Genomic DNA, 19788 nt, shown 5'->3' with positions numbered 1-19788 from the left:
TTAAATGCCTATGTGTGCCTATCGTAACCATCTGAAATCTATTGATGATCTGGTAACAACTTACGAAGCAACCCGTGCAGGTTTTGTTGCACTTGCGCTTGAAAAAAATCGACGTGCTACACCTTACGTCGCGGAAGCCAGGGCACTTCAAGAAGCTGCTGGTGAAGCTGAGAATGCTGCTGACTTATTAAAAGTTAAAGGCATTGAGATGGGACTATTAACTGCGGCTGGCTTATCTGACAAATCTCTTGCACATCTAATGCCAGAGGACAAGATTGAAGCGATAAATGGTTTGATCAAGAATTTTCTTGAGCCAGCAGGCGCAAATTTTGTTGAGGAATTAGTTTTTAGATTCTTGCTAACTCGTGGTGATACACTTGGTGGCTCAATGCGTAATGTTGGAGGTGCATTAGCACAAAGAAAACTGACTCGCGCAATTCTTTCAACTCTCACAATTGCTGGTAATAAATACCACTGGCAACACTCAAAAACTAAAAAGTGGATAGCCATGACAAATAATGACTCAGAAATTGAGTTGTCTTTACGTGGAATTAGCTGGGAGAGTGAGATTGGTAATCGCACATTGATTTACAATCTAACTGTGCCGTTAGTCAGGAGTAATGTGGATCTTTGTTTGTTTAACCTTGCTCCATCAGAGTTAGTAGCCAATAAATCAAGTGCAATTGAACCATCTGTAGTTGCGCCTTATGTTATCGCGCTTGGTGAATTGAAAGGGGGTATAGATCCCGCAGGTGCAGATGAACATTGGAAAACTGCACAAGCAGCACTAAATCGTATACGCGAAGCATTTGCCAAAGTTGAGCATTCACCTTTCACTTTTTTTGTGGGTTCAGCAATTGCAAAAAGGATGGCGGGTGAAATCTGGAATCAACTGGAAAATGGCACTCTCAGTAATGCTGCTAACTTGAATCAGGAAAACCAAGTTGCATCTATTTCTCGTTGGTTGTGCAAACTTTAAAAGTTACAGCTACCTAATAATAAATTTTGGTGTAGAGGCATTTAAACAAATCGTTGGCAAAATTCACACATCAAATCTACTCTTCCTTTCCGCAACATTGCTGGATCTAATCTTTCAGTGGTGTTACAAGTCATCAAAACAACTAACCGCTGCTTGATGTGAATACCAGAATCATCAATTACACTTTGGTACAAAGTACCATCCAGCAAACTTAAGATATGTTCTGTTTTGTTATTATATTGTGCTACTTCAGATGCCCGATTTTGTGCCAAGTTATCAGCTTCGTTGATGATGATACAAATTCGCTCTAAATAAGCCGGTGGGACAAAGTTAGCGATCGCATCATGATCTAAAATAAAAATCACATACCCTAAAGGTACAAGAATTTCTTTTGCTACTGCTTGTGTCCAGGCAGTTTTACCTGTACCTGGTTCTCCATGTACCACAACTGCTAACTGATTTTGATTGAGTACTGCCTGTTGTACTGTGTCGGTAAAGTTTTGAATATCTGCTGGAAAAGTCTTAATGGGAAATTGACTATGAACCTTCCCTACACGACTTTGATATCCACTCAGCATGACTGCTAAATCGTAAGTCGCTTTGTTAATCAATGGCGAGATATTTTTCGACATTAAAGTATATTGTCGTCGCCCGCGATCATAAAGTTCAATTTGTAGCCAAATGTCATGCTTTGACCAATAAGCATAAACTGTATTAACAACGTCTAAACGCTCCCAACTCACAAATTTATCGACAGGAAAGTAAAAATCTCTTTCTAAATAATATTGGGTAATAATATCAGGGCGCTCTAAAAGATGTAAAACCCGTAAAACAGTAATTTCTTGCAGCCGATTCAGAACATAATCAATGGGAATGCTGCTACGACTGACAAATTGCACGATAGGCGTTTCTGTACTCAAAACATCTTTGTAGCGATGATCTGGTGATTGGGGATCTGGTGTAATATAATTCCAAAATTTTTCAACTTCGTAGCGAGTATTATCAGATGCTATGCTTAATAAGTTAGCCCACCAAGTATAATTATTTCGTCCTAAAACTTCAGCAAAACTACTTGCTAAATTTAAAGTTCTTTGTGTTAATTCTTGTGTGTCTTTATGCCACAACTGCCATAAAAATTCCCATTCGAAATCTCGCTGAAATGGTCGCCAACCACTAGCAATTAAGCTTTGACCTTTACTATTTGGAGGATTGCCTTCATTATTTCTAAAGTAATCAAATTCCATATGTTGCATTCTGGATATAAACCAATAGATTTCTACTAACCTAACTTGAAAATACTTTGTGTCTTGTACCTTAGTAGTAAAAAAATCAAATAACCACTAAGACACTAAGACACAAAGGGTTTTGATTCGTTATTGTCTAGGCAGTTGATGGCGGCTACTTAGCTAGTTAAACACACTTTTGTACGGATGCCTACTTTGAAGAGAGGTTATACCAATGGAAGTATATCGATTGGTTTCAAATCAGGTGCTGTCCAGTGGTTACGAGCCTCCCAGGACATAAGTAAATCTCGACTATAGTATTCTAAAGGTAAATTTTTATTTCCATAAGTATGGATTAACTCATTGGCTAGCTCTATATTAGAGCTACTTTTCTCTAAATTAAATAGATAACGACGCACCATATGAATCCAAAAAAGCGTCAAGGTTTCGTGATAACCACTATTTTTTGTGGTTTTGATACCTATAGCTTTGTTGTACTCTTGGATACCCTGACGAATAAGATTGACGGCTTGTTTTTCCTCATACTGAATCAGATAAGAGAGTGCAACTATCAAGTGTGCAAAATGATTCCACTCACAACGAGGTAAGGTACAGTTTTGAAATCTATTTATTAGGTTGTCTATCTCATCTATTGTTTGGTATTTCTCAGTTACATCCATAATTGTGCTTGATCTATCAAATCAATTAGATGCATTTATGTGAGTAATTACTTTGCTTATATGAAGAAAAATATAATCACTTATGAATGATTACTAAAATAATACATATGTAATACAAAATTGTCAAGAATTAAGAAAACCTAAAAAAATAGATGATTTATTCTCCAGCACGCTTAAAGAAGAAAACAATATAACTATAAGTTTTTACTGATGATGCTGCATCTTATAACTTATGGAAAAAAATAGCACTATGGATACTAAGGGTGATGAATATTTTAAATACCAAGTTATGATAAGGATAGTGAAAAAATATTATGTAATTTTGCTTATAATCAATAAGTGTCTGCTAAATATATCAGTTTGACGTTTTTTTCCCCATACACTTGTTGTCAAGGTAGCGAGTATCAAGTTGCTAGTAGTGAAATAAGAACTAATTTTAAGTGCCATCTACCCCATCCATTACGGTAAATCCCGTCTATAATTTGGCAAAAAAGACGATAAATTCCTATTGAATCCTCTGGAGAAGAGATGTATCTGGCACATTCATTTATGAGTGATCAAAAGAAGCACAACTCTCAGCAACCATTAGTGTTGGTAGTAGAAGATCATGATGATAGTCTACTGTTGATGAGTTATGCTCTTGAGTCACTTGGCTGTAGATTCATTTGTCAAGCAGACAGTTCCACAACGCTGGTAGTGGCAAAAGAGTATCAGCCAGACTTGATCATGTTAGATATTCTGCTACCAGGTCTAAGTGGAATTGATGTTATGCGTCAATTAAAACAAGATCCGCTAACCTACCACATTCCAGTGGTGGCAGTTACAGCTTTAGCTACTAAAGAGGATCAAGAACAGATTCTCATGGCAGGTTTTGATGAGTACATCAGCAAACCTTACATGATTGAGGATCTAGAGGCGATAATTCAACGCTTACTATACGGTAAATTTGAGGCTTACTCGGCTTATGAATTATGTCAAGATTAGCTGATGACTTTTGAGTAAAAGAACTTAACCATGTTTTGGTAGTTGCACTGTAAAGACTGTGCCTTGACCTAATTGTGAGGCAACTGCGATCGCGCCACCATGCGCTTCCACAATTCGGCTTGATAAATGTAGTCCTAAGCCACTGCCTGAACGTTTGTTTCTACCTTGACGAAACCGTTCAAAAATGGTCGCTTGGTCTTCAGGTGCTATGCCATAACCAGTGTCTTCCACTGTGATGGTGAGCCAATCTTTACCTTGAGGATTAGCGGATTGTTCGGAAATAGTAATTGTAATGCCACCTGTATCTGTAAACTTGATGGCATTGCCAATTAAGTTGTTAAATACACGCCGTATTTCCAAAGCATCACCCATCATCACACCAGCGTCTGCTTTACCTGGTTCTAACCCACTAGTGTCCATTTTCAAAATCAAGTTTTTCTCACTGGCAAGGGGAGTGAGTTCACTAACTACTTCTTGGATGATTTCTGGCAAGTTGCAGGTTTCCCAATTTAATGTTTTTTTACCTGCCTCGAAACGATAAACTTCTAGCAGGGTATTCACCATTTGCATCAAATTTTGGTTACTGCGAATCATCACCGCGATCGCTTGTTTCATTTCTGGCGAAATCTTGCAGAAGGTTTCTTGTTGAAACAAATCAAGCATCCTATCTGCTGCGACTAAAGGAGTTCGCAAATCATGAGTCAGACGAGAAACAAAATCTTCACGTTGGCGTGCCATCTTTTTTTGTTCGTCAAGACTATGCTTGAGACGCAATAGCGATCGCACTCTTGCTAAGAGTTCATCAGTATCAAATGGTTTGCGAATAAAATCATCGGCACCAGCATCCAAACCCTCGACAACACTTGATTCGTGAAAGGCCGTAATCAGCAAAATGGGAATATAACTGATAGCAGGGTTATTACGAATGCGACGTGTAACTTCATAACCATCCATCCCTGGCATCATGACATCTAAAAGAATCAAATCGGGTGGAGATTGTTCAACATGCTCTAAAGCGGTTCTGCCATCTGAAACTAAATCAACCTCATACCCCTCACTTTCTAAAATAGTCTGAACCAAAATGAGATTATCTCTAGTATCATCGACGGCAAGAATCCGATCAATTTTAGAATTTTCAAGAACAGACATGATTGGCAACTTTGATCAACTTTTTTTAGAATCATTTATACTTTGACATTGGGACATCCCAATGATGGTTTGTAGATTGATGCGGATTTTGAGCGGAACAAACGATGGTGTTCTCGTCCAAGTGTAAAGTCTGAAAATTTCCGTTGGCGGTTGGTAATGAGATTTGCCGTGGAATTTCAATCCTGAACATTGACCCGGCCCCTAATTGACTTTCTACAAATATTTTGCCACCCATCATTCGCACCAGCGAATCGATGATTGCCAAACCCAGACCAGTACCAGGATATTTACGAGTGAGACTTTGATCGACTTGTCGAAAGGCTTCAAAAATATGTTTGAAGTCTTTGGGAGCTATGCCGATACCTGTATCACGAACTGCGATCGCTACATGATTTCCCGGTATTTCTCTAGCTTCCACCCAAATGCTGCCGGATTCTGTAAACTTAATAGCATTTGATAATAGGTTAACTAAAATTTGTCGTATACGTACTGAATCATTAAATAATATCGGATTTTGTATATCTATTTGAACTAGCAAAGACAATTTTTTTGCCTCAGCTAGAGAACGCATTTCTGCTACTGTAGTATTTATTACTTTAGTTAAATCAAAGAATTCTGGCTTTAATTCTAGTCGTCCTGCTTCCAATTTGGAAAAGTCGAGAACTTCGTTAAGTAACATCAGCAAATGCTTGCCATTGTTGAGAATGCGCTCTACCATATCCGCTTGCTGATGGGTAAGTTGAGCGAATTTAGGACGTAATAATATTTGCGAAAACCCAATGATGGCATTCATGGGAGTCCGCAATTCATGAGACATGGTTGCTAAAAACTGAGATTTCAGCCGCGTTGCTTCCAACAATTTGAGGTTTTGTAATTGAATTTGTTGTCTTTGTCTCTCTAGTTCTTGATTTTTACGAATCAGTTGCTCGTGACTTTCTCTGAGCTGCTGGTTTGCTAAAGCTGCTTGCATTTCAGCACGATGTACTCGAATTGCATTTCGTAAAATTTGTGCCAAAGTTGCTGAAGAAACTCTAGATTTGGAAAGATAATCTGTAGCACCAGCTTTCATTAAAGCTACAGCAATTTCTTCATCTCCTTGAGCAGTCAGAACAACTAAAGGAACTTTAATTTCCCAGGAACGTAGTTTTTGAATTAGGGTCAAGCCGTCTTGGTCTGGTAAACGATAATCCAGGAAAACGCAGTCATAGGTAGTATTTCTTAAAGCAGAGAGTGCATCATGGCCATTAGATACCTCAGACAGTTCCATGCAAACTCCTGCTTTAGTGAGAGCGCGACGCACTGCCATGCGATCTACTTCATCATCGTCTACAACCAAAATTTTCAGCGTCTTTTCCATCGGTTTTTATTTTCGCTGCCAAATACGGTTTGATGTATAACATTGGTATTTTCAAACTATCCAACTAAAGAATTTTAGATTTTTAGATAGGGTTTTGATGAATACTTACCCCTGAGTTTGAAAGATGTAGTGATCACCTTACGGTTCATGCAAAAAATCAGATTTGATGGTTTTCATACCTGATTCATTTGGAGTTGAGTAGTTTATACTTGATACTTCATGCTTTAACTAGGGTATTTCGCACAAAATCCAATATTTGTTCAGTGTTGCCATAATTTCAACAAAGCTAGTAAAGGTTACAGGTTTGAGGATATAGCCAGCAACATTTAAGTTGTAAGCTTCCACTCTGTCTTGGTCTTGGTTTGAGGTCGTCATCACAACCACAGCAGTTGCTTTTAATTTTGGATCTCGTCGTAATTCTTGCAGAAATTCGATGCCACCCATCTTAGGCATATTTAAATCCAACAAAATCAAGCGCCGTTCATTAGGTACATTGGGAGGCTGACTATTATGACCGCGTAGCATTTTTAGTGCTTCTACCCCATTGTCAGCATGGTAAATTGGGTTGGTAATATTGACTTTTTTGAATGCCCGCTTGACATTCATCACATCAACTGCATCATCCTCCACTAATAGTATGTTGATCACTCTTTCCTGCATTATCTTGGCTTGAATTGAGTTGGTAAAATCATCCTCAATCTAGTTAATAGACTAGAATATTGGAATTACAATTGAAGCTGAGAGCTAATTGCTATAATACAAAGAGAAATTAGCAAGCTCACAATGTGATTTAAAAAAAATACATACAAGTGATATAAAGTAAAATAAAATACTTTATTTAGCTCTAATACATATTGTAAATGAGCGGGTTAACACCCGTCCTCAGTCATTGGTGAGAGTTGGTAATTAACATTATGTTCCATAAGCTGGAGCAGTTTTATTGATCTAGTTGCTTAGGCCAGACAAAATAAAAAGTACTGCCAGCGCCGACAATAGAATCAAGATTAATTGTACCTCCTTCGGTTTCAACAATTTTTTTGACGATCGCTAGACCAATGCCAGTATTTTCTTTGCGATCGCGAGCTTCTAAAGTTTGAAAAATCCCAAACACTTTATCATGATATTCTGGAGCAATACCTGGCCCATCATCTGCCACGGCAAATTTGTAGTAACTTCCCTCGTCTTGAAGTGAGATTTTGACTCGACCATCAACTCGTGAGTGATGCTTAATCGCGTTCTCGATTAAATTGGCAAATACCTGTTGTAGAGGAATCCGCTTAGTAATCAAGGTAGGCATTCCTGGTGCTATCTCGATGCTGAAAGTTGGTGGCGGTTGTAGTGAGTCAATCACTTCTTGGAGCAATTGACCAACATTCACCAAAGATAATTCTGTATGAATGCGCCCAATACGCGAATATTCTAGTAAGCCATTAATCAAGGCTTCCATACGCCGCACTCGTCCTCGCAACAGCTGCATCTGATGCTGATTTTCTGGTGGTAGTTGGTCGGCTAGGTCTTCTTCTAACCATTCTGAAAGACTAGCGATCGCGCGTAAAGGTGCTTTCAGATCATGGGAAGCTACATAGGCAAACTGATCTAATTCTTGGTTGCGCTTTTGTAACATGGCCGTAGTTTGCGCCAAAATTGTGTTCGAGCGCGCTAACTCCTCTGCCCGTTGTTGTAGTGTGAGTTCAGTGAGTTTGCGATCGCTAATATCAATACATGAGCCGATGTATCCAGTAAAACTTCCATTTGCCGTGAACCTGGGTGTACCTATATCCAAAACCCAGCGATATTCACCATCATAACGTCGCATACGATACTCCATAGTGAAAGGTTGCCGAGCATCAAACGCCGTGCAGTAAGTCTTTAAATAACGCTCTAGATCCTCTGGATGTACACCCTCTGCCCAGCCGTTGCCTAGTTCTTGCTCCATTGTACGCCCAGTAAATTCTAGCCAGACTCTGTTAAAATAATTACAAAATTTGTCTATACCAGACATCCAAATCATTACGGGTGCGGTATCTGCCATTGTATGAAACCGTTCTTCACTCTCCTGCAATGCTTGCTCTACTTGTTTGTGTGTACTGATGTCTTCAACTACAGCAATAAAATACTCAGCTTCTAGCTGTGGTTGTTTAGTAGCTTCTTGCTGTAGCAGTGAAATTTTCAAATTAATCCATATCGGTAACCCATCTTTGCGGATGTGACATTTTTGTTGTGAGTAAGTCTCTATTTCACCCGTTAAAAGTTGGCGAATATAGTTAAGATCAGTTTCCCAGTTATCAGGATGGATAATTTCCCCAAATGTCAAACCTAAAAGTTCTTCTTGGCTATAACCTAAAATTTCACACAGCTTTTGGTTAACTCGTAAGTAGCGACCATCAACTGTTAAATGAGCAATGCCGACAGCGGCTTGTTCAAAGGTAGCGCGAAATTTTTCTTCACTTGCTTTGAGCGCTTGTTCTGATTGCCGATACTCAGTAATATCCACTACTGTACCAATGTAGCCGATAGCCTCTCCATTGGGCTTAGTCTCTGCTTCTGCTTGTGACAACACCCAGATGATTCTGCCATTAGGATGTTGGAACCGAAATTCATATCTAAAAGGCCTGACATCTGGTAAAGTGCGTCTGATTTCCGTATCGATTAAATCCAGATCATCTGGATGGATAGCTGTTCGCCAACCTTGACCAAGAGCCTTTGTGAATGAGATACCAGAAAGTTCAGACCATCGCTGATTAACATAAAGGCAATTACCCGATAAATCTGTGCGAAAAATACCAACAGAAGACATTTGGTCGAGGTTTACGTAGCAGCACACATTTTCTTGTAATATTTGCTCACTTAGCCCATGTTGATTAATGTGATCAAAGGCAGTTTTCATATCCCGGTTAAGTAATAGAAAAACATTATTACTAGTAAATTCACTGAAATTAAACGCAGTTTGATTTATTTTATTTAGAATGGATTAGGCTTAATTAAACTTAAAAATTCTAAAGTTTGATTGAGGATAGCACGCTGGTATGGCTCACTTTCTTTTATGGCTTATTGAACTTTTTCTGACTTGTCCATTTTTGCCAGCTTTTTTCAAAGCTTTAGAATAGTATTAGATTAAGAAAGTCATGAATCATAAGTGATAGCTAAGTATTGTCCAAAGTTGGAGTTCGTCTAAATATTTCACATTTTCTTGTAAAATAGCCATATATCTCCAGCTAGATTTTGAACTCTATCTAGGAGGAAAAATTAGCAAGTTGATTATTTCTATCGGTGGATGCAGGATTGTAGAGAAATCATCTATCTTTGGAATGGGAAAATCATAGAAGCTGCTTAAAAAAAATCGTAGTTTGCATGATGCAATCAGAAAGAGCGAGTGTAGCAATGAGCGAAATAAGCATTATTTTAATTGAAGATCATGACCTCACACGAATGGGACTAAGAGCTGCTTTACAGTCTTATAGCGGACTGAAAGTGATTGGTGAAGCAGCAAATGCCACCCAAGGACTAAAACTTTTGGAAACAGCTAAGCCGGATGTAGCAGTGGTAGACATTGGCTTACCAGACATGGATGGCATTGAACTGACGCGCAAGTTTAGGCGTTACCAAGCAGAGACTGGGCAAACAGCAACAAAGATTTTGATCTTGACAATGGATCACACAGAGGATGCAGTACTGGCTGCCTTTGCAGCAGGGGCAGACTCATATTACATGAAAGAGACAAGCATCAGCAGGTTAACAGAGGCGATACACGCCACTTACGGCGGTAACTCTTGGATCGATCCAGCGATCGCCAATGTAGTATTGCGGAAGATGCGGCAAGGTATTCCTGGAGAAAGCCAGCCATCCGATAAGCCTAAGACAGTGAAAATTGAGGCACTGGCTACCGAATACGAACAAGTTTTAGAAACTTATCCCTTGACTCAACGCGAACTCGAAATTTTAGAGTTGATTGTCGCAGGCTGTAGCAATGGGCAAATAGCTGAGAAACTTTACATTACCGTTGGTACAGTCAAGACCCACGTCCGCAACATCTTAAATAAACTCTGTGCTGATGACCGTACCCAAGCCGCTGTTCGCGCCTTGCGTTCTGGGTTGGTAGCATGAGGGAGATGGGGAGATGGGGGGTATGGGGCGATGGCGAGACAAGGGGGAGAATAACTAAATTAATTCCCCATTCCCAATTCCCAATTCCCAATTCCCAATTCCCAATTCCCTATGCCCTATGCCCCATACCCAATCTCTCCAGTAAACAATTAGCAATACGTCTTGCTGCACCTGGTTTACCCATTCGCCGCATACCATTTTCAGCGATGATGTGCAAATGATCAGGGTCTTGGAGTTGCGATCGCATCACATTTGCAACTTCTGCTGGCTGTTCGACTAAAATCAGAGACGGCCCCAAAAGACGACTTTGAGCTTCAGCAAAGGCAGGATTATATTGGGGCCCAGCACCAGGAATGGCGATCGCAGGTTTCCCTAAACCCACAAATTGTTCTGTTGCTGTACCTGCCATCGCGATCGCCACATCTCCCCAATGCAAACATTCATTGTAGGCTTGTTGTGTTAAAACTAAATATGCATTTCTTTGCTTAAATGTCAAGGCATTGGTATCAGGAAGGGGTATAGGAGATTCTGGGTGGGTTTGCCAGCCTTGGGATTGAATAGTTTGGCAGAGAATATTACAGTCTAAACTAGAAGCGATCGCCCCCAAAAATACTACACTTCCAGAAGTATGAAAAACTGAATCTCGCTCTTGGAAACTAGCCATTAATGCAGATACAGCCAGCATAATCACTTCCCAATTATTATATGCTTCTGGTGGGCGGGAACCAGGAAGCAGAGTTACCACTAGCGATCGAGCCAATTCTTGCTGTCGGACATCAGCACTATAAAATTGTTGGGGTGAGAACGTTGGTTCTAGACCATCCATCATTGGATTCCCCAAATCAAAAGCTGGAATTGGCCACCGTCTTAAGATTTCTGTAGTTAGTGAATCTCTAGGAAATACTGCCCGACAACGGCGACGACTCATTAACCAACGTTCCCAAGGATGATAAATCGAACCAGAAAAGTTTTCCCAACGTGCAGCTTTTGATTTTCGAGGCAATAACCCCACTTCATCCTGCACGTAATATTCTGATTTCGCCGTGCCAACAAAAGCATAGTTAGCACCACTTAAAGCAGCAAACAACAGTGGTACAATATCGCCCACAGCTAAAATAGCTCTTTTGTTACCCAACCGTTTTTGGGAATTTACCCAACGGCGCATAGCTTTAATTTGGCTGCAAGTAAGTTGCAATAAACCGCCGTGTACATCTCGCATCAGTTGACGCCCATCCATATAAATGAAGCCGCCAGAAGGCATAGTGCGTACTGAACCAATACACGGAATATTCAAATTTTGATAAGCGCGTCCTTCACCCACCAGAGGCAAAGCAAAGATATCTGGTGGGTTTGGTTGTTGTTGAAGTTCCTGCAAAATGCGGACAGCAATCACATCTTCCCCATGACCATTACTTAAAACAAGTAACTGCAAACGAGAAGTAGCAGCAGGTGTATTAGAGGCTAAAGATAAACGAGATAAATCACTCATAAGAAACAAAACATAGAAATTAACGGTCTGTTTGGGCAAAGAGGTATAAAACTGGGGATATTAATCAGCAAAGCTATTACCTCATTTAAAATAACTCCGACTTTATAGACTAAATATTATGCGAGTTTCTTCTGCTGCAATTTTTACTTTAGCTACTTTAGCCGCTAGCAATGTCACTCAAAAAGTAATGGCTGCACCTGTGGCAAATTCTTCTGAGACTGAACCAGCTAAAAACTTGGTAGTTCCAGTCAATGAAGAAACGCCCACACAGGTAAAGGCTATCTCATCGCCGGAAACTGTAGTTGTTCAACAGTTTTCCCCAAATCCTGTAGTTGTGCAAACAGGTGTCAACAATAATTCCAAAGTAGCCCAAACACCAGCTAAGCAAAATTCTCCCGTTATCCTCCCACAATCTCCTACTCCCCCCATCACCCCACCAGTCTCAAAGCCTCCTACTATTGACAATAACTTAGTAGTCACAGCCACAGACGTGCAGATAGTGGGGGCTAGTCAGGAATTACAGCAGATTATTCGCAAAGTGATTAAAACCCAAGTGGGTGGAGAAACTAGTCCTAGCCAACTACAAAATGATGTAGGGGCAATTTTGGAGACTGGGTTATTTACCAATGCCAACGTCAATAGCCGCAGCACTCCAGCAGGATTGAACGTAGTGTATCAGGTGCAACCAGTGGTAGTGCGATCGCTAGAACTTTCCGGTGCAAAAGCACTCACTTACCAAGTAGTTCAAGAACGGTTTCAATCTCAAATCGGTAAGACTATTAGCCCTGCGGCACTCCAGCAAACGGTAGAACAAATTAACAAGTGGTACGCTGACAATGGGTATAACTTAGCACGAGTGCTATCAATTAAACCTAACCGCCAGGGAATCCTTAGCGTGAATGTAGCGGAAGGCTTAGTGGGTGATATCAAATTTCGCTTTCTTAACGACGAGGGCAAAACTGTAGACAGTAAAGGTAATTTAGTTGCGGGACGCACTAAACCAGATTTCTTGCAACAGCAACTCAAGCTTAAGCCTGGTCAAATCTTTCAAGAAAATGTAGTACGCCAAGACGTACAGCAACTTTATCGTACTGGCTTATTTGAAACTGTGAATGTTGCCCTGGAAGGAGATGCCACAAAAGTTAATTTGGTTTACGAACTTAAAGAATATGGAGCGCGTGCCATTAACTTGGGTGGTAGTTACAACAGTGACCAGGGAGTCATAGGTACTTTAAACTACCAAGACCAGAATATTGGTGGTGTTAACGATACTTTCTCGGCAAATGTTGGCTTAAGCCTGCGTGACTTCCAGTTTGACACCAAATTTACTAGTCCCTATCGCTCAACTGATCCCGATCGCTTCGGTTACACTCTAAATGCCTCCCGCAACCGAGAACTTTCAGCAACTTTTGATGACGAGATTAAGCTGGCTAATGGTGACAAAGTGCGGGAAGGTAAAATTGGCGGTGGTGTTAGCTTCCAACGACCCATTGACGATTGGGATACCTCATTAGGATTTAACTACACTCGCACCAGTATTCGCGATCGTCAAGGTAATATTACCCCAACTGACGCTCAAGGCAATCCCCTTTCTATCAGTGGCACTGGTATCGATGACCTGGCTACAGTATCTTTCACCGCCACCAAAGACCGACGAGATAATCCTAACAATCCTACGCAAGGTTCCCTACTGCGTTTAAGTACAGAACAATCTGTACCGCTTGGCCAAGGCAATATTTCCATGAATCGTATTAAAGCTAATTACAGCCAGTACGTACCAGTCAATTTATTTAAGAGCAAACAGCCACAAGTCTTTGCTATGAATTTGCAAGCTGGTACAGTCATCGGTGATTTACCGCCCTACGACGCTTTTAACTTGGGTGGTTCCAACTCAGTGCGCGGTTATGATAGTGGGGATATTGGCAGCGGTCGCAGTTATATCTCAGCTTCTGCTGAATACCGCTTCTCCATCTTGCCTATAGTAGGAGGCGTGTTGTTTGCAGACTATGCCTCAGACTTAGGGTCTGGCAATACTGTCTTGGGAGATCCAGCAGGCGTGCGCGGCAAACCAGGTTATGGCTTTGGTTATGGTGCTGGGGTACGCGTTGACTCACCTCTAGGTTTAATCCGGGCTGATTATGGTATTAACGACCAAGGAGAAAGCAAAGTGCATTTCGGCATAGGTCAACGTTTCTAGGAGTCAGTGGTTAGTGGTCAGTTGTCAGTTGTTATTCCTGTCCCTGATCTCCCTCATCTTCCTCATCCCCCTCATCTCCCCATCTCCCCATCTCCCCATCTCCCTGCTGTATTATGAAAAAGACAAAGCTCTGGCGATAATCGGGAGGGAGGCTTTTTCCAATTCGGGTGTCCCAAGCAATAAATCATTCCTAAAGACAGATATCGAAGTTTAATCAGTGTCTGGCTTATAAAATATTGGGAAGGCTTATTGTATGGCAATCACTGAAGACTCAGGAATCAGTACTTATCTGCTCACTCAGGACTAAGGACTCAGGACTCAAAACTCTCTATGTTAGCAGGCACAATTTTGCAGGGTGGAAAATATACCCTAATCCAGGAAATAGGGCGTGGTGGCTTTGGCATTACGTTTAAAGCTACTCATCACTACTTAGGTCAAGTGGTAGTGATGAAAACCATCAATGAAAAGCTGCGGCAACATCCTGATTTTGCCAAGTTTGAGCGCCAGTTCCAAGATGAAGCCAGACGGTTAGCTACTTGTATTCACCCGAATATTGTCCGGGTCAGCGACTTTTTTGTCGAAGATGGACTGCCTTATATGGTGATGGAATATATTCCTGGTGAAACCTTGGGAAATGCCTTTGTCTTACCTGGGATACCCTTGCCAGAAGCCACAGCAATTCATTACATCCGGCAAATTGGGGCAGCATTGCAGGTAGTACACAACAATGGTTTGTTGCACCGCGATATCAAGCCAGATAATATCATTCTCCGTGAAGGCACTCAGGAGGTAGTACTAATTGATTTCGGCATTGCCAGGGAATTTAACAGCGGTGTCAGACAAACTCATACAGGTTTGGTTTCTGAGGGTTATTCGCCCATAGAACAATACCTGACGCAAGCACCGCGCACACCTGCTACAGATGTTTATGGTTTAGCAGCAACATTATATGCTTTATTGACAGCACAAGTTCCCTTGCCAGCATTGTTGCGCGATCGCGAAAAAATGCCTTCTCCCCGCGAACTACAACCCCACCTGAGTGCAGCAGTCAATCAAGCAGTAATGCGTGGCATGGCTGTAGAATCTCGCTTTCGTCCGGCGACAGTTGCCGAGTGGCTACAACTACTACCTGCAAATGAAGTGAATGCTACACCTCAAACAGCAGCCACTTACATGATGCCGACTATCGATTTATCTTCCCAACAGCCAGGAAAGTTACCCGCAGTCACTGTTGTCAATCACATCAACAAGCCATCACCAGTCAAGAATTTAACAGCAATTGGTAAAAAACTGGGAAATTCTAAGATATTTCTGGGTACAGGTATCGCCCTGGTTGCTGCTACAGCAGGTTTTGGCATCACTAATCTATATTCTAATTATCAGCAACAGACGCTTGAACAGCCCAAAATAGAGCCTGCTGGGCAAAAACCCACCATTGATTTTCCACCCTTGCCTGAGAGTCAACAGCCTAACACTGCCAAAGATTCTCAAACCTCCTCACCAACTGAATCTGCACCTGTCTCAACCTCTAGGCGGCGTAGCAAGCGCAGTTATGGTAGACAAGAACAATCTCCTAATACTAGTAGCAGCGATTCTACAGAAAAATCGTCACAACAACCCAACTCAGGAGAATCATCACGTCGCGATTCTCAACAACCCCCACTTTCCCCCAGCATTTCTCCATCGCCATCGCTAGTAGAGAAGCTACGGTCTATTCGTTCATCTCGTCGTCCTTCCTCTACATCATCAGAAAATACTTTGCCCTCTTCTAATCAGAATTCCACTCCACCCCAACCAGTGAAGCCATCACCCCAACCTGTAAAGACATCTAATCCTGTGGTTATACCATCAGCACCACCACCTGCGGAATCAAAACGCTCAGATACTCCCGCTATAGTAGTACCAACCTTGGAAGATAAGCAAAATTCATCTACTGATAATCAATCTCAAAAAAATGAGAAGTCCCAGGAAAACCCACAACCTGAGAAACATTAATAATGTGTTTTCAGCCAAATGTAAAACTTCAAATAATACCAGAGTTACATGGTTAATCTCAGCGAATAAAAGCGTAAAACAAATAAGTTTTGCTCAACATTATGAATGAAATTTTAATATTTTTCATTCATAAACATTGTTACTAAAAATATTTATTTTTCTTTTTTTACATCATTCATTACAACAATTTTCCCCTTTTGATCAATCTTCACCGGATTATTGGGAAAAGCTTGACGATTTAAAGAACGCATCAGTTCTACTGTACGGAAACGCTGATCTATGTAAGGAATTCCCTGACGATTCATATGCACAGGGATAATTTTACTTGATACCAAATCTCCCTTGGAACTCAGTTCAACTTCTAAAATCATTGAGTACCCAGTTTCAGCATCTGTCGATAAAGTTCGGTATCCCAGAAAGTTACCCAAAGAATAGGCTATGAGTTTTCCTTTATAAATCTCAATTGCTCTTGGGACATGAGGGCCATGTCCTAGTACTAAGTCTGCTCCTGCATCAATCATTGTCCGGGCAAACTGAATAGAATTACCTCGGTTTTCTCCATAAAAAAACTCTGTTTGATTCTTAACGTGCAGCGCCCCTGTTCCTTCTGCTCCTGCGTGCATTGATACAATTACGACATTGGCATTATTTTTAGCTTCTGTGACTAATGCTTGGGCAGCTTCAAGATTGTGAATAGAATTATACATGTCATAGGGAGAAAAGCCGATCATTGCGATCGCAATATTATTGGCTTCTAAATAAAGAATTTGATTTTTCAGACCTAGTGTGGCAATACCAACAGCAGCAAGATTATTAACTGTATCTTGGAACCCCACAGCACCAAAATCCATTGCATGGTTGTTTGCCAAATTGAACACATTAAATCCAGCATCCGCAAATAATTCAGCATAGGCGGGTGGCGAGCGAAAAGCAAAAACTTGTCCGCGACTAATATCTTTAGTAGTGTAGGGATAGTTAGTTAGGCTAGTTTCAAAGTTGCCAAGTAAAATATCAGCTCCCTCTAGTTGTTCTCTTACTGAGTTGGGTAATAATTTATTGCGATCGCGAGGCAACCTGTAGTTAGGAAAATTTGTACCAGGAATAATATCCCCAACGGCTTTAATGGTGATGGTGTCTGGAAAAGTTTCCTCCCCTCCTGGTGGTAGAGGTTCCGGCACTGCAAATGGAAATGAGTTAGACTCAGTGGATGAGGTAGCAGCGTCAGATGGGAGTAATTGCCCAAAGCGAATGAATACTCCAATACCAATGCCAAGACAAAAGCAGCCACTAATAAAGCCCACTGACAGTAATTGCACCAGCCTGCGATTTACCATCGTTTTACACCTCACACGATGGCATTAGTTTATCCCAAAAATTGTTCATCTATGTATATAGATGAATAATTAGCACATCGTGTTTATCCAGGCTGGTAAATTAGTTTACTTCGTTATCGCTTGTTTTGCTCCCCTGCTCCCCTGCTCCCCTGCTCCCCTTTTACTTTCTATCTACCTAAAAATTGCTGTATGTCTAGCAAGTTGATAATTCGGGAACGCTGTTTCGAGTGGGGACAGCGTACTTATCTAATGGGCGTTTTAAATGTGACTCCTGACAGCTTTAGTGATGGCGGTGAGTTTAATTCTACCTCTACTGCTTTAGCTCAGGCTGAAGCCCTGGTGGCTGCTGGTGCTGACATTATCGATGTGGGTGGTCAATCAACCCGACCAGGGGCAGAACAAATCACTCAAGCTGAAGAGCTTAACCGGGTGTTAACAGTTTTGCAGGTGGTACGAGAAAAAATTTCAGTACCGATTTCTGTGGATACAACCAGGGCAGCTGTGGCAAAGGCATCTGTGGAAGCTGGAGCAGATATTATTAATGATATTTCTGGAGGTACATTTGACTTAGATATGTTGCCAACGGTGGCAAGTTTGGATGTGCCGATTATATTGATGCATATCCGGGGAACACCGCTGACGATGCAACAAATGACTGATTATCAGGATTTAATGGGGGAAATTTCTAGTTTCTTGGCAAAGCAAATAACAGCAGCGATCGCTTGTGGCATTAACATTGAGAAAATCATCATTGACCCAGGTATTGGTTTTGCTAAGAACTATGAGCAAAATTTAGAAATTTTTCGCCGCTTGCGCTCATTGAAAGCCCTCAACTGCCCTATTTTAGTTGGAGCATCCCGTAAAAGTTTCATTGGTCGGATTTTAAACCAACCAGAGCCAAAAGCACGAGTTTGGGGTACAGCAGCGGCGTGTTGTGCAGCTATTTTTAATGGGGCAGATATACTACGAGTTCATGATGTTAAAGAAATGCGCGAGGTTTCGCTGATTGCTGATGCTCTGTTGCGATAATCTGCTCGTAAAAACTTACCATTACCTCCTCAAACTTGTTAATTGGGTTAGTGTTTTCTTCCTGCTTCGTCCAAGGTAGTCTACTACTACTTGTCCACAGGCGTTTAGTTAAGATTGAGCCAACCTTACTTTTGATTAACCTTTCTCAGAGCCATTGTTCTCAATTTCGTGACTCGCCGCTTCGCCTATCATCTGATCCAATGCTCCCTCTGTTAATGCTGGATTGAGAAAAACAATCTTAGCATTTTGGCTCGCACTAAGTTTTTGGCTAGCTTCTAGATGTTCTTGAGCCACAAGATACTTGAGAATTTCTTTTGTTTCCGGCTTGGAAGTTATAGCTTGAGAAAGTATCTGAATAGATTCTTTTGTTGCTTCTGCTCGCTTGATAGCAGCTTGCCGTTCTCCTTCTGCTGTGGTGATAGCTGCTTGTTTTCTGATTTCAGCAGACTGTTGTTCTGCCATTGACTTCTGGACGCTCTCAGGGGGTGTAATACTCTGAATATCGACTCGAATAATCTGAACTCCCCACTCTGCACTTGTATCGTTTAAAACCCTTAATAGGGCTTGGTTAACCTCGTTTCTGGAGGCTATAGTTTGCGCTAGAGTTCTATCGGCAATGTTGGCACGGAGTTCAACTTGAGCCAAGGTTGCCAATGCTTGCTGAATATCATCAATTTTGTAAAAACTTTTTTCCATATTGGTGATCCGCCAGTTGACAACGCCATCTACTTCTAGATAAACGTTATCTTTGGTAATCACGTTCTGGGGCTTAATGTCTAAAATCTGTTCCCGTGTAGTATCTTCCATCACAATGGAATCAACTAGGGGAACTATGAAGTTAAGACCTGGGGTAAGTTTGCGATGATATCGCCCTAAACGTTCGACTAGAGCCTCATTCCCTTCGTTAATAATTTTTGCTGAACCTAAGGCATAGCCTAAAAGCGCTAAGACAATAGCAATCAATGGTTCCATATATCCTCCTATTTGTTTAGTTTTTAGGGGAATTTTAGTTTAAAGGACATGGTACTACCTTGTCCTACCTTTAAGTCTAATGTTTCGAGTCTGTAATTTTATGAACACAGCAGCTATGTCTGTTGACTCGCTGCTATGAGTCTTGTGCATCTTTTACAGGCTAGAATATTTGGCAGAACGCAATCGTTATTAAAGCACCTTGATCACATACTGGCAAGGGCTATTTTTGTAATTAACTTTACTGGCAACACCTGTGACTCTCTACTGATGGTGTTTGTGGAATGCTGAACATGCAG

15 protein-coding genes are annotated in these 19788 nt (G+C 41.1%); 6 read left to right on the top strand and 9 right to left on the bottom strand.

Annotation, left to right across the window (positions count from 1 at the left end; translation table 11 throughout):
- The first annotated feature begins 10 nt into the window (after positions 1-10).
- On the top strand, positions 11-979 hold the full coding sequence (locus I8748_RS01280; protein ID WP_198122932.1) for a type II restriction endonuclease: 969 nt from the start codon (positions 11-13) through the stop codon (positions 977-979).
- A gap of 41 nt (positions 980-1020) precedes the next feature.
- Here I8748_RS01280 and I8748_RS01275 read toward each other — a convergent pair whose 3' ends face one another.
- Both I8748_RS01275 and I8748_RS01270 read right to left on the bottom strand, forming a co-directional pair.
- Entirely contained in the window at positions 1021-2223 is a 1203-nt protein-coding gene (locus I8748_RS01275; RefSeq protein ID WP_198122878.1) for an AAA family ATPase, read from the bottom strand.
- A 206-nt stretch (positions 2224-2429) separates the two neighbouring features.
- A complete protein-coding gene (locus I8748_RS01270; protein ID WP_198122877.1) occupies positions 2430-2882 on the bottom strand; it encodes a hypothetical protein in 453 nt (150 codons plus the stop codon).
- A gap of 528 nt (positions 2883-3410) precedes the next feature.
- On the opposite strand from I8748_RS01270, the gene I8748_RS01265 reads away from it, so the two are divergent.
- Positions 3411-3866, top strand: a complete 456-nt coding sequence (locus I8748_RS01265) for a response regulator (protein ID WP_198122876.1) — start codon at positions 3411-3413, stop codon at positions 3864-3866.
- Positions 3867-3890: 24 nt separating this feature from the next.
- Here I8748_RS01265 and I8748_RS01260 read toward each other — a convergent pair whose 3' ends face one another.
- From I8748_RS01260 to I8748_RS01245, 4 genes are all read right to left on the bottom strand, one after another.
- Complete coding sequence (locus I8748_RS01260) at positions 3891-5015, bottom strand: hybrid sensor histidine kinase/response regulator (RefSeq protein WP_198122875.1); 1125 nt, start codon at positions 5013-5015, stop codon at positions 3891-3893.
- Between the two features lie 31 nt (positions 5016-5046).
- Complete coding sequence (locus I8748_RS01255) at positions 5047-6372, bottom strand: ATP-binding response regulator (RefSeq protein WP_198122874.1); 1326 nt, start codon at positions 6370-6372, stop codon at positions 5047-5049.
- 228 nt (positions 6373-6600) lie between these two features.
- Positions 6601-7032 (bottom strand): response regulator, encoded by a 432-nt coding sequence (locus I8748_RS01250; RefSeq protein WP_198122873.1) that lies wholly within the window; start codon positions 7030-7032, stop codon positions 6601-6603.
- A gap of 277 nt (positions 7033-7309) precedes the next feature.
- Positions 7310-9259 carry a PAS domain-containing sensor histidine kinase gene (locus I8748_RS01245; protein WP_198122872.1) on the bottom strand — a complete coding sequence of 650 codons (1950 nt, stop codon included), beginning with the start codon at positions 9257-9259 and terminating at the stop codon, positions 7310-7312.
- A 494-nt stretch (positions 9260-9753) separates the two neighbouring features.
- On the opposite strand from I8748_RS01245, the gene I8748_RS01240 reads away from it, so the two are divergent.
- Positions 9754-10476, top strand: coding sequence for a response regulator transcription factor (locus I8748_RS01240; protein ID WP_198122871.1), 723 nt, complete (start codon positions 9754-9756; stop codon positions 10474-10476).
- A 109-nt stretch (positions 10477-10585) separates the two neighbouring features.
- Here the strand turns inward: I8748_RS01240 and I8748_RS01235 are convergent, their stop codons facing one another.
- Positions 10586-11965 carry a lipid-A-disaccharide synthase-related protein gene (locus tag I8748_RS01235; RefSeq protein WP_198122870.1) on the bottom strand — a complete coding sequence of 460 codons (1380 nt, stop codon included), beginning with the start codon at positions 11963-11965 and terminating at the stop codon, positions 10586-10588.
- A 118-nt stretch (positions 11966-12083) separates the two neighbouring features.
- On the opposite strand from I8748_RS01235, the gene I8748_RS01230 reads away from it, so the two are divergent.
- Both I8748_RS01230 and I8748_RS01225 read left to right on the top strand, forming a co-directional pair.
- Positions 12084-14162 carry a BamA/TamA family outer membrane protein gene (locus I8748_RS01230; RefSeq protein ID WP_198122869.1) on the top strand — a complete coding sequence of 693 codons (2079 nt, stop codon included), beginning with the start codon at positions 12084-12086 and terminating at the stop codon, positions 14160-14162.
- Between the two features lie 330 nt (positions 14163-14492).
- Complete coding sequence (locus I8748_RS01225) at positions 14493-16157, top strand: serine/threonine protein kinase (RefSeq protein WP_198122868.1); 1665 nt, start codon at positions 14493-14495, stop codon at positions 16155-16157.
- 152 nt (positions 16158-16309) lie between these two features.
- Here I8748_RS01225 and I8748_RS01220 read toward each other — a convergent pair whose 3' ends face one another.
- Positions 16310-17491: a CapA family protein gene (locus I8748_RS01220; RefSeq protein WP_198122867.1), complete on the bottom strand. Its 1182-nt coding sequence runs from the start codon at positions 17489-17491 to the stop codon at positions 16310-16312.
- 189 nt (positions 17492-17680) lie between these two features.
- Here I8748_RS01220 and folP point away from each other — a divergent pair, with 189 nt between their 5' ends.
- Complete coding sequence (folP, locus tag I8748_RS01215; protein WP_198122866.1) at positions 17681-18520, top strand: dihydropteroate synthase; 840 nt, start codon at positions 17681-17683, stop codon at positions 18518-18520.
- Positions 18521-18655: 135 nt separating this feature from the next.
- Here the strand turns inward: folP and I8748_RS01210 are convergent, their stop codons facing one another.
- Positions 18656-19492 (bottom strand): SPFH domain-containing protein, encoded by an 837-nt coding sequence (locus I8748_RS01210; RefSeq protein ID WP_198122865.1) that lies wholly within the window; start codon positions 19490-19492, stop codon positions 18656-18658.
- Positions 19493-19788 lie beyond the last annotated feature (296 nt).

This window comes from Amazonocrinis nigriterrae CENA67, from assembly GCF_016056305.1.
Lineage (GTDB): Bacteria > Cyanobacteriota > Cyanobacteriia > Cyanobacteriales > Nostocaceae > Amazonocrinis > Amazonocrinis nigriterrae.
The sequence above is the reverse complement of the archived record's forward strand: the minus strand, read 5'-3'. Positions and strand labels throughout refer to the sequence as shown.